Genomic DNA, 11,754 nt, shown 5'->3' with positions numbered 1-11,754 from the left:
TTGCTCTCGCTAGTTTACGTTTAGCCGCTCTTTCATTAGCAGCTTTTGCTCTTGCTACTTTACGTTTAGCAGCCCTTCTTTCATTAGCAGCCTTTGCTCTCGCTAGTTTACGTTTAGCCGCTCTTTCTTGAGCAGCCTTTGCTCTTGCTACTTTACGTTTAGCAGCCTTTCTTTCATTAGCAGCCTTTGCTCTCGCTAGTTTACGTTTAGCCGCTCTTTCATTAGCAGCTTTTGCTCTTGCTACTTTACGTTTAGCAGCCCTTCTTTCATTAGCAGCCTTTGCTCTCGCTAGTTTACGTTTAGCCGCTCTTTCATTAGCAGCTTTTGCTCTTGCTACTTTACGTTTAGCAGCCTTTCTTTCATTAGCAGCCTTTGCTCTCGCTAGTTTACGTTTAGCTGCTCTTTCTTGAACAGCCTTTGCTCTCGCTACTTTACGTTTAGCAGCTCGTTCTTTAGCAGCCTTTGCATTAGCAGTTTTACGTTTAGCAGCTCGTTCTTTAGCAACCTTTGCTTTAGCAACTTTATATCTAGCAGATCTACGTTTAGCCGCTCTTTCTTTATCAGCCTTCAATCGAGCTTCTCTTTCTTTAACCGCTTTTTCTTTAGAAACTTTTAGTCTTGCTAATTTTGCCGCTTCCTTAACTTTTGTAGCTTGATTAGCTTCTGCCACTGTTTGCCGCTGTGCCGCATTTAATTTTTCTTTTAAACCAGTTAAACGCGAAGAATTAGAATTAAACTTTTGTAAAGCCTGTATATAAAACTTAACACGACCAAATTTGTTTTTCCTTAAATTACTATCTGCCCATACATAATATTTATTTTCTATATTATTAAGACCATCTAAAGCTTGATTATTATTTGGTTCTATTTTTAGAACTTTCCTATAACAAGATAAGGCAGTGTTTTTACCACGAGTTAAATAATTCTTATTATAAAGTTGTTGACATTCAGTTAATAAAGTATCAGTTTTATTATTAGTTTTTACTTCTTCAGTTGCTGTTGTTTGAATTGGAATTGGAATAGCTATTGGTGTATTTGCAACAATTGTTTTATCTTCGTCTTCAACTTCTTCAGGAATTTCTAAAATTTCTCTTAATTTACTTTCATTATTTGGAGACATCTCTCCATAATTACTAGCAATTATGGTTAATAAATCATTGAATTGATATTTCAATATATTATTTTTAACCTTGGCTATTTCAAGGATTTGCTGTTGCAAAACAGGATCAGCACTGAGTTGATGCAGTCTTTTTGCAACTTGCATTTTGTCATTACCAGACAAATCTACAACAATATTTTCACGTTCACGCCTTAAATATAAAAGATCTTTTAAAACATCGCGTTGCCCTGAATTAGCTGGTAATAATTTTTCCCAATCTAACAATATATCATCAGCATGATCATAGTTTTGATCTTTTAAAGCCAGTCTAACTTCCTTAGCATACATTGCAGGTAAATTGGCATCAATTGGTAAATCATGTTCAATCCCAACAGTTTTAATTGTATCTCGCGCATCCACCATGCAATGAGTTCTTTCTAATAAAGGCACCCAAGTTTTATATAGACAATCCATATATTTTTGAGTCATAGCGGCTAAACGTTGTTGTTTTTTTTCCTGAATTTGTTGATACTTATGAAATAATTCTGATTTTTTAGGATAGGCTTTTTTTATTTCACCCAATAAAGGCATTGCTTTTTTAAACTTATCTTCTTTAATTTCATTATCAATTTGATGATAATAATGATCCCTTAAACGACGATAAACTTGATCATCTTTTAATATGTTTGTTCTAATTGAATTATGATAAGAATCTAATTTCTTCCATAAAGGAGGATTTTTCAGATAAAAATCAATTAAGGCAACTTTAACACCAGTGCCTGAAATGACTTTTTTAGCAAAATTAATATTAGCATTTTCTAAACTGTGAATTGCTTCTGAATTATGATTTAAAATACCAGTTTGTATTTCTTGAGTATTGAATGAATTTTGATAAAAAAAGCTTATAATAGCAACTAAAGAAGTTATTCCAACAATTGCTGCTGCAATTATGGGTAATTTTGATCTTTTCTTATTAACTGGTTTTTTATTTCTGAGTGCTGTATAAGCCTCATTAATGTCTTGAAATTTTTGTTCTGCATTGGGTTCAGTGCTAGTATCAGGATGATATTTATGAGCTAGCTTATGAAAGGCTTGCTTAATTTCATCTTGATTAGCATTTGACTGAACTCCCAATACTTGATAAAAATATTTATTGGAAGCCATAATATTAATTAAAGTGACGCGCAATTAATGATGTTAAGTTCAACGCGACGATCAAGGATATCCATCATATTATTAGTGCCAATCCCTAGAATATTTGCCTTGTCTCCTTGAGCAATTAGGGTTGATCTTTCTATAACCATTGGAAAATTAACCTTCATCATCAGTTGAATTTTTTTAGCTCGTTGTAAAGATAATTGCTTAGGATTATCTGTTTCTTCTTTACCGGTATGACCAATTATTTGAAAACAACGTTTATTATTTTGAAAATATTTAACAATTTCATGTAACCAAAATGAATATTCTTTCCTTAAATCCTTATCATCAGTAAATACGCTTGTTTGAGGGGTAAATAAAAATTTAAATGTCAATTTTTTAGTTTCGAGAAGGTTCTGAGCTAATAATCGTTGAAAAGCATCAGAAGCCGCTACTTGATGATTTAAATTACGAGCATTTTGATATAGCTCCAAATAAGTGACTTTTAATGGGCTATCTTTTCGTTCAGATGCTAAATAAAATAACAATAAAGACTGTTCATAATCTTTATTTGCAGACAATTTTTCTGCTTCTTCAATTAAACTTTTAGTATCCAAAGACTCATAATATTTTTTATTGGCTAATGTATCAATTAAATTTGCCGCTAAAATTACTAAGCCATCAAAGTGCTTCTCCTTTAAATACATTGGGCTAGTTTGATAATTGTGTGTTATTACCTTTTTTGGTTTTGGTTTTGGTTTCGGTTTTGGTTTTGGTTGTGGTTTTTTCACAACTTCAAGCATAGCATCAGCTTTCTTGTTCAAAGCTTCGGTTTCAATTTTAAGCTTTTCAGCAATTGGCTCTTCTGGCTCTATAATTAAATTCGGTGGTTTAGGAATTTCAGGCGGTTTAGTAATACGAACCGTCTGTTCTTCTGTTGTACATGAACTCAGTATAGTCACTACCAATATTAATTTAGTATAAAACATTTAACTTTTCCTTTAACGACATCTGGTTTGGAAATAAGATTGTTGCCCGGGAGTTAGAGGTTTAACACCCATAGATAATTGTGTCAGAATTTCAGAACAAGAATTAGCTCTTAAATTAGTCGCTTGTTCCACTTTAGCTTTTTCTCTAGCTTCTCTAGCTGCTTTCAATCTAGCCGCTTTTTCTCTAATTGCCCTCAATCTAGCCGCTTTTTCTCTAGCTTCTCTAGCTGCCCTCAATCTAGCTTCTCTAGCCGCTTTTTCTCTAGCAGCTCTTTCTTCCCTATAAGCTTTCAATCTAGCTTCTCTATCCGCCTTCAATATAGCTGCTTGAGCCGCTTTTTCTCTGGCAATTGCATCTTCAGCAGCTTTAAATCTTTCAGTCTTACGTCTAGCAATTTCGGCTGCTTTAGCTTCTTCAATAGCCAATTGATGGTTTTCCTGTGCTGTTTTCAAATTCCTTTTTAACTTAGTCAACCGCCATGAATTAGGATTCACTTTTTGCAAAGCAACTATATAAGATTTAACACGACTAAATTGTTTTCTTCTTAAAGAACTATCAGCCCATAAAAAATATTTATTCTCAATATTTTTTATACCATGTAAAGCTTGAGTGTTATTTGGCTCAATTTGCAAAACATTTTGATAACAAGAGAATGCAGTTTCTCTGCCAGTAGTTAAAGAGTTTTTGTTAAATAAATTTTTACATTCATCCAATAAGTTAGTTATTTGACTAGTCTCATTGATAGATGTATCTTCAGGTTGACTAGGAGTTGGTATTGGTACAATTGGTGTCGGTACAATTGGTATTTGTGCTATTGGTGGAAGTGGAGGTGGTATAACAGGTTCTGGTTTTGGAAGAGTTAAAATTCCCTTTAATTTATTTTCATAATCTGAAGCCAGCGCACCATGATTACTAGCAATTATGGTAACTATTTCATTAAAATTATACTTCAATAAATTCCTTTTAACTTTTGGTATTTCAAATATCTCTTGTTGTACAATTGGATCAACACTCAATTGATGAAGTCGTTTTGCAATTTGCATTTGATCACCACCTGATAAATCAGCAACAATGGTATCACGCTCTTGTCTAACAAATAAAATTTGTTTAAAAGCATCACGTTGTTCAGACTTAGCTGGTAATAACTTTTCCCAATCTAATAACAATTCTTCAGCATGATCATACTTTTTATCTTTTAAAGCCAGTCTAACTTCCTTAGAATACATTCTGGGTAAATTAGAATCAGTAGGCAATTCATGTTCAATTCCTACCAATTCAATTTTATTTCTAGCCGCAGCCATACAATGTGTTCTTTCTAACAAAGGTACCCAAGTTTTATATAGACAATCCATATATTTTTGAGTCAGAGCGGCTAAACGTTGTTGTTTTTTCTCCTGAATTTCTTGATTTTTATGAGATAATTCTGATGCTTTAGGATATTCGTGTTTTAATATACCCAAAAAAGTCAGAGCTTCTTTATATTTATTTTGGCTAACTGCATCATTAATTTTCTGATAATAATAATCTCTTAAACGACGATAAACTGTCTCATCTTTTAATATCGCGCTTCTTATTGAATCATTATAAGAATTTAACTTACTCCAAACATCTGGATTTTTAAGATAAAAATCAATCAATGCTGGCTTGACATCAGTGCCATCAATAATTTTTTTAGCGATCTTAATATCCGCTTGTTCTAAGCTTTGTATGGCATTTGAATCACCTTTTAAAATACCAGTTTGTATGTCTCGATAATTTGAAGAAAATTGATTAAATCCAATAGCCGCAGCTATTGCCAGCAACATCATTCCCATAACAATGGGTAATCTGGAACTTTTCTTATTCGAGTTAGCTTTATTTTTGAGTGCTTTATAAGCCTCATTAATTTGCTGAAATTTTTGTTCTGAATTAGCTTCAGTGCTTACATCAGGATGATATTTATAAGCTAATTTATGATAAGCCTTTTTAATTTCATCTTGGCTAGCATTGGATTTGACACCTAAGATTTTATAATATTTATATAATGACATTGGTTTTTAAAGTTTGTTAATAGGTATAGGTAATGATAAAAAAATATCATTTACTACTTGTTCTTCTGCGTTTAAAATAGCCTTTAATTCTTCTTTAATATTTGCTGGGATTTTAATATTATTATCTTTAGCAGATAATAATACTAATGCTTGATTCAAATGAAATGCTAACAAATTATTTTGAATTTGAGACATTGCCAGTATTTCTTGTTGTAAAATTGGAGCAGTATTTAATTGACTTAATCTTTTTACAATTTTGGTTTTATCATTACCAATTAAATCAACAATAATACTTTTTAATTGCCTATGAAGAATTAAAATGGCTTTCTGTGCATCGCGTTGTTCAGAGACATCAGGTAATAATTTTTGCCAATCTAACAATAATCTTTCAGCTTGATAATAATTTTTCTTAGTTAAAGCATGTCTAATCTCCTCAGCATACATAGCTGGTAAATTAGCATCTATCGGCAAACTATGTTCAATACCAACTTTTTCAATTTCTGTTCTAGCTTCTGCCATACAATGAGTTCTTTCAAGTAAAGGAGCCAAACTTTGATCTAAACATTCAATATATTGTTGAGTCAGAACAGCTAAACGTTGCTGTTTCTTGGTTTGAATTTGCTGATATTTTTCTAATAATTCATCAGAAACAGGATAAATTTTTTTTAAACTGCCTAATAATAACATGGCATTTTGAAATTGATCAAGTTCGATACTATCATCAATTTTTTTATAAAAAAAATTCCTTATCAGCTTATAAACATTAACATCGGTTAAAATGTCAGCCTTAATTGATTCATAATGAAAATCTAAGTAAGTTAAAAATGGATATTTTTGTTTTTCAAGATAAAACTTCACTAATGCCAGTTTAACTCTTTGATCTTTAATAATTTGCTTAGCAGTGTTAATATTAACATTTTCTAAGTTTTTAATCGCTTTTTCATCACCAGCTAAAATAGCAGCTGTGGGTTGATCAACTTGACTTATACTAGCATTTATAATTACTGCTGATAATATCAAAAGTAAAATACCAATAAAAATCAACAGTAATTTATTAGAAAGATTATTATTTTTTAATATCATATTATTAATATATAGCAAGAAACATACAAAAGGATATAAACATGAAAACACGTATAAAACATATAGAAAATGTATGTTTAATGGCGGAATCGGAAAGTGGTCATAGCCTTATAATAGACGGTTCAGCAGAAATTGGTGGGCGTAATTTAGGTGTTCGTCCAATGGAAATGATTTTAATGGGTTTAGGTGGTTGTACCACCATGGATGTTCTAACAATTCTTAGAAAAAAGCGACAAAATATTACAGATTGTGTAATCGAAATTGATAGTCAGCGTCGAGATAGCATCCCTAAAATTTTTAGCAAAATTCATCTGCATTTTATCATCACAGGTGATAATTTAAATGAAAAACATGTACAACAAGCAGTGCAGTTATCGGTTGAAAAATACTGTTCAGTTGCTGAAATGTTAAAACATAGTGTCGAAATTAGCTATGATTATGAAATTAATGCTTGACTTATTTTTTTTAGATTGTTATAATGGGGAGATATTTTATTGGCTATGTAGCTCAGCTGGTTAGAGCGCAGCACTCATAATGCTGAGGTCAGTGGTTCAAGTCCACTCATAGCTACCATTCAAATTTGAAGACCTGACAGGTTTTAAAAACCTGTCAGGTCTTTTGCTTTACATTTCCCTAGTTTTTACATCTAAAAAGTCTCGCAGTTTATCCCCTAAAATATTTACTGACAATACCACCAACAATAAAGTCAAACCCGGTGCCAGTACCATATGTGGAGCAACTAACATATAAGCAGACCCATCACGAATCATACTACCCCATGATGCAGTAGGTGGTTGTACTCCTAAACCTAAAAATGACAAACCGGCTTCAGCTATAACAATACCAGCAATACCAAAGGTAGCTTCAACTATTAAAGGAGCCATTAATAATGGCATAATATGATAGCGTACAATACGCGGCGTTTTAGCACCTAAAGCCACTGCTGCTCGAACATGTTCGCGATTTTTCACTGATAAAGTTTGCGCTCTTGCTAAGCGGGCAAAACCTACCCAACCAACAATAGATAAAGCAAATACCACGTTTTCAACCCCCGGTCCTAAAATACCTGACAAAGCAATGGCTAATAAAATTCCCGGAAATGCTAAAAACACATCCATTATCCGCACAATCACCAAATCCAGATAACCACCTAACCAAGCACTTAAAGTACCAACCAAAGTACCAACAGTAACAGAAACAATAATCACCCAAAAGGCAACAAAAAACGAAGTTTGCGCTCCCATAATCAGCCGATCTAAAATTGGACGACCCAAATCATCATAACCCAACCATTCAACAGCAGAGGGTGACTCTAAAATATTAGGCAATATAATATGATTAGGTGATAAAGGCAACCAAGGCCCCAAGATTGCGCACATTACCCATAATAATAATATGAATGACGGAATAACTATTTGATATTTAAACACTATAACGTACTCGTGGATCTAACCAAGCATATAAAATATCGGTTAAAGTATTAACCAATACATAACTTAAACTAATTAACAAAATACAAGCTTGCACTACCGGATAATCGCGCCGCTGAATAGATTCTATAGTCAACTGCCCAATTCCCGGCCAAGAAAAAATAATCTCAGTAATCACTGCACCACCCAATAAAGTACCTAATTGTAAACCTAGCACCGTAATTATAGGCAATGAAGCATTACGCAGTGCATGGTGTAATATAACTCCTGATTCACCTAAACCCTTAGCGCGAGCAGTGCGAATATAATCCTCATTCAACACTTCTAACAAAGTAGATCTAACCATACGCGCTAAAATTGCCGACAAGGCGGTGCCTAAAGTAATAGCCGGCAAAATAAGTGATAACCAATTTTCTCTACCACTAACTGGCAACCAGCCTAATGTTAAAGAAAACAATAAGATCAACATAGGACCCAACCAAAAATTAGGAATAGACACTCCTAACAAGGAAAATACCATAGCACCATGATCATAAACAGTATCTTTACGCAGTGCTGCGATACTTCCCAAAGGTAAAGCTAATAACACAGCAACCAATAAACCAAAAAAAGCCAATTCTAAGGTTGCTGGAAAACGTTCTAACAACATATCACTAATAGGTTCTCTAGTATATAAAGACTGACCTAAATTACCATGTGCTAAATTAGTAATATATTGCCACCATTGCGTAAATAGTGGCTGATCTAAACCTAAAGAATGCCGTAAAGCCTCTAAATCAGTAGGAGTAGCAGATTCACCTAGCATAGCCTCTACAGGATCACCCGGCACTAAATGAATCAACAAAAATACTAAAGTAATAACGCCAAATACCACCACAAGTGTGCTAATAAGGCGAGAAAAAAAAGTAAATAACATATTAATAATATTAATTATTATAATAATGGAAAAATCAACTTTTGAGCTTTATCCTGAGACATTTCTCCAAGATAACGTGAAACTATATAACCATTATGATTAATTATAACCGTAAAAGGTATAGCACCAGAAGAATTACCAAATTTTTCACTAACGGCAATTGCATCTTCGCCTCCCAATATTGGATAATTAATCTTATGTGTTTTAACAAACTCTAATACTTGTTGACGCGAATTATCAATAGTAATACCAATAAATTGTAAACCGCGATCAGCATATTTAGTTTGTAATTTCATAAACATAGGTATTTCCTTAATACAAGGAGGACACCATGTTGCCCAAAAATTGATAACTAATACCTTACCATCCCATTCAGAAATATCACGACTATTTCCATCTAAATCTAACAGACTAAAATCGAAACGCCGCTCAGGTAAAATATCATCAGGGGCATTATACGCAACAAAACCGCTAATACCAACAATAATAATAATTGTTAGCAAAATAATAGTTCTGATCATAGTTGAATAATTTTTTTCAAATGTTGACGAAATTTCTCAGCTGACATAAAACCAACCACTCGAAACGCCACTTGTTCTTGCCCATTTTGATCAAAAAATAAAATCGCCGGTGGTCCAAAAATACCAAATTTGTTATATAAAGCCTTGTCTTTTATATCATTTGCAGTTACATCAGCTTTTAATAATACAAAATTAACCAACAGTTTTTGCACACCTGAATCACTAAAAGTAAAATCATCCATTTCTTGACAAGAAACACACCATTCAGCCGAAAAATCCAACATTACCAACTTATTTTTAGCAGCGGCTAATTCAGCATTTAAACCATTAACACCCTTTATAGGAATAAAATTATCAGATTTTTTTATCTGAGCATTATTACTGGTAGCACCAATAATCAATAACACACCATAAACTAAAAAAATAATTCCAAAGCCTTTCCATAACTTACTCCAACCAGAAGTTGCTGCATCTAAAGCACCCATATAAACCGCTGACACAATCAACAAACTAGCCCATAATAACATTATGACTTGTTCGGGCAATACCCTATCCAACATCCAAATTGCCACTGCTAACAGTATAACCCCAAAAATGGCTTTGACGCTATCCATCCACGCACCAACCTTTGGCAACCAATGACCTGCTGAAATACCTATAATAATCAATGGAATACCCATACCTAAACTCATAACAAACAGAGCTAAACCACCAAATAAAGCATCATTAGTTTGACTAATATAAAGCAATGCACCTGCTAAAGGTGGGGCAATGCAAGGTCCAACAATCACAGCCGACAAAACCCCCATAATCGCCACACCTATTAAAGTACCACCTTGTTGACTATTACTCCAACTAGTCAATTTAGTTTGTAAACCTTGAGGCAATTGCAATTCATAAAAACCAAACATAGACAAAGATAAAATTACAAACAGCAAGGCAAAACTAACTAATACTAATGGATCTTGAAAAGCCACTTGTAAATTTTCACCCAACAAACCAGTTACAACACCAAGCACAGCATAAGTAACAGCCATAGCCAATACATAAACCAATGACATGACAAAAGCCTTATAAGTAGTTACATCCTTAGCTTGCCCAACAATAATACTCGACAAAATTGGAATCATTGGAAACACACAAGGCGTTAAAGACAACAACAAACCCAAACCAAAAAACACCAATAAGGCATACCAAATATTAGAATTTGTAAGTAACTTAGCTAAACGATCCTGCTCAGACACTTCACCCAAGCTCAAATGAACCAGTTTAGTGATTGGCGGATAACAATAACCAGCAACAGCACAACCTTGATATTCAACTTTTAAATCAAGCTGCTCTAAACCCTGACTCTTAATAGGTACAATAATTTCAAGTTCAGGCTGTTGATAAATTTCTTTATCAAATTTAACAATAGTTGTAGGCAATTTAGCAACACCTAACTGCCCTTTACTCTCTAAAGAAAAATTAAACTTATCCTTATATAAATAATAACCATCAGCAATATGCCATGTAAGAACCAAATAAGAAGGCGAAGCAAACTTAGCTGAAAATATAAAAGCCTCACTAGCTTTAATAAAATGATTTTTTGTATTACTTACATTGACAACACTCACCTTTTCAATAGGTGGATAACACAACCTACCATCAGCACAACCTTGATAATTAACAACTAACTCCAAACGATTTTCAACATCATTAACAGGCAACCTAATCTCTAATAAATTTTCATAAACCTCAACGCGCCCATATTTAGCATCATCCTTAAATTTACCAACTGGAAATTGAATATCACCAAGCACACCACCAATCTCAAGCGCGAATTTGAATTGATCGCGATATAAATAATAACCATCAGCAATTTCCCACCGAACAATTAAGACATTAGAATCATCATCCATATAAGTGGAAAAAACAAAAGCCTGATCAGGCGGAAGAATCTGAGAATTAAATATATTTGATTGCAAAGGAGAAATATTAAGACTATTATCTAACAACAATCTATCCTCATGCTTAATCGCGTAACAAGACAATGTAAAAAACCATGATATTAAAATCAAAAATAACCTGATTTTTATCATATAACCCCCATATAATTTTAAATTAAAAATATTTTATAATATCATGTTTCAACGTTTACTCTTATTATTCATTATAGTTCCAATTTTAGAAATTTATCTATTGATCACAGTTGGTGGTTTTATTGGAGCATTACCAACCATCCTAATAATTATTTCAACAGCAATTATTGGCAGCTACCTACTACGCGCTCAAGGAATAGCAACCATACAAAAAGCCCAATCAAACTTATTACAAGGGCAACTACCAGCATTTGAATTATTAGAAGGGATATTAATATTGACAGGAGGGGTATTACTACTTACGCCGGGATTTTTTACCGATACTATTGGCTTGATATTTCTAATACCGATATTACGTAAATATATAATACTGTGGTGGATAAAGAAAAAAGCTTCAGCAATGACACCACCACGCCCACATCAGTCTTCAACTCTTGAAGGCACATATCGGCGTGAGGATGATTGAA

10 protein-coding genes and 1 tRNA gene are annotated in these 11,754 nt (G+C 33.2%); 3 read left to right on the top strand and 8 right to left on the bottom strand.

Features of this window, described 5'->3' with window-relative positions; translation table 11 throughout:
• The 4 genes from BHU68_RS17790 to BHU68_RS14755 all read right to left on the bottom strand — a co-directional run.
• A partial coding sequence (locus tag BHU68_RS17790; RefSeq protein ID WP_216115538.1) for a DnaJ domain-containing protein occupies positions 1–2,263 on the bottom strand: 2,263 nt, incomplete at its 3' end.
• An 8-nt stretch (positions 2,264–2,271) separates the two neighbouring features.
• Positions 2,272–3,225: a hypothetical protein gene (locus BHU68_RS14765; protein WP_069471423.1), complete on the bottom strand. Its 954-nt coding sequence runs from the start codon at positions 3,223–3,225 to the stop codon at positions 2,272–2,274.
• A gap of 12 nt (positions 3,226–3,237) precedes the next feature.
• Complete coding sequence (locus BHU68_RS17950) at positions 3,238–5,256, bottom strand: DnaJ domain-containing protein (RefSeq protein WP_069471422.1); 2,019 nt, start codon at positions 5,254–5,256, stop codon at positions 3,238–3,240.
• A 6-nt stretch (positions 5,257–5,262) separates the two neighbouring features.
• Positions 5,263–6,339, bottom strand: a complete 1,077-nt coding sequence (locus BHU68_RS14755; RefSeq protein ID WP_069471421.1) for a hypothetical protein — start codon at positions 6,337–6,339, stop codon at positions 5,263–5,265.
• Positions 6,340–6,380: 41 nt separating this feature from the next.
• On the opposite strand from BHU68_RS14755, the gene BHU68_RS14750 reads away from it, so the two are divergent.
• Positions 6,381–6,794 (top strand): OsmC family protein, encoded by a 414-nt coding sequence (locus BHU68_RS14750; RefSeq protein ID WP_069471420.1) that lies wholly within the window; start codon positions 6,381–6,383, stop codon positions 6,792–6,794.
• A 41-nt stretch (positions 6,795–6,835) separates the two neighbouring features.
• A tRNA-Met gene (locus BHU68_RS14745) sits at positions 6,836–6,912 on the top strand.
• 50 nt (positions 6,913–6,962) lie between these two features.
• Here the strand turns inward: BHU68_RS14745 and BHU68_RS14740 are convergent.
• Genes BHU68_RS14740 through dsbD form a run of 4 tightly spaced genes read right to left on the bottom strand, consistent with a single transcriptional unit; the run spans position 6,963 to position 11,287 of the window.
• Positions 6,963–7,769, bottom strand: a complete 807-nt coding sequence (locus BHU68_RS14740) for an ABC transporter permease (protein WP_253180942.1) — start codon at positions 7,767–7,769, stop codon at positions 6,963–6,965.
• Positions 7,762–8,685, bottom strand: coding sequence for a nickel ABC transporter permease (gene nikB / locus BHU68_RS14735; RefSeq protein WP_069471419.1), 924 nt, complete (start codon positions 8,683–8,685; stop codon positions 7,762–7,764). The genes BHU68_RS14740 and nikB overlap by 8 nt, the downstream gene beginning before the upstream one ends.
• Before the next feature lie 17 nt (positions 8,686–8,702).
• Positions 8,703–9,206, bottom strand: coding sequence for a TlpA family protein disulfide reductase (locus tag BHU68_RS14730; RefSeq protein WP_069471418.1), 504 nt, complete (start codon positions 9,204–9,206; stop codon positions 8,703–8,705).
• Positions 9,203–11,287 carry a protein-disulfide reductase DsbD gene (gene dsbD / locus BHU68_RS14725; protein WP_083234092.1) on the bottom strand — a complete coding sequence of 695 codons (2,085 nt, stop codon included), beginning with the start codon at positions 11,285–11,287 and terminating at the stop codon, positions 9,203–9,205. Before dsbD ends, BHU68_RS14730 begins: the two co-directional genes overlap by 4 nt.
• Before the next feature lie 43 nt (positions 11,288–11,330).
• On the opposite strand from dsbD, the gene BHU68_RS14720 reads away from it, so the two are divergent.
• On the top strand, positions 11,331–11,753 hold the full coding sequence (locus tag BHU68_RS14720) for an FxsA family protein (RefSeq protein WP_069471416.1): 423 nt from the start codon (positions 11,331–11,333) through the stop codon (positions 11,751–11,753).
• Position 11,754 lies beyond the last annotated feature (1 nt).

Source organism: Candidatus Marithrix sp. Canyon 246, assembly GCF_001723685.1.
Taxonomy (GTDB): domain Bacteria; phylum Pseudomonadota; class Gammaproteobacteria; order Beggiatoales; family Beggiatoaceae; genus Marithrix.
This window is presented reverse-complemented; position numbering and strand designations above follow the sequence as displayed.

Bases quoted from the DNA above. Each gene is read 5' to 3' on its own strand.
- BHU68_RS14750 (WP_069471420.1), top strand. From the start codon at position 6,381: ATGAAAACACGTATAAAACATATAGAAAATGTATGTTTAATGGCGGAA.
- BHU68_RS14755 (WP_069471421.1), bottom strand. From the start codon at position 6,339: ATGATATTAAAAAATAATAATCTTTCTAATAAATTACTGTTGATTTTT.
- nikB (WP_069471419.1), bottom strand. From the start codon at position 8,685: ATGTTATTTACTTTTTTTTCTCGCCTTATTAGCACACTTGTGGTGGTA.
- BHU68_RS14730 (WP_069471418.1), bottom strand. From the start codon at position 9,206: ATGATCAGAACTATTATTTTGCTAACAATTATTATTATTGTTGGTATT.
- dsbD (WP_083234092.1), bottom strand. From the start codon at position 11,287: ATGATAAAAATCAGGTTATTTTTGATTTTAATATCATGGTTTTTTACA.
- BHU68_RS17950 (WP_069471422.1), bottom strand. From the start codon at position 5,256: ATGTCATTATATAAATATTATAAAATCTTAGGTGTCAAATCCAATGCT.
- BHU68_RS14765 (WP_069471423.1), bottom strand. From the start codon at position 3,225: ATGTTTTATACTAAATTAATATTGGTAGTGACTATACTGAGTTCATGT.
- BHU68_RS14720 (WP_069471416.1), top strand. From the start codon at position 11,331: ATGTTTCAACGTTTACTCTTATTATTCATTATAGTTCCAATTTTAGAA.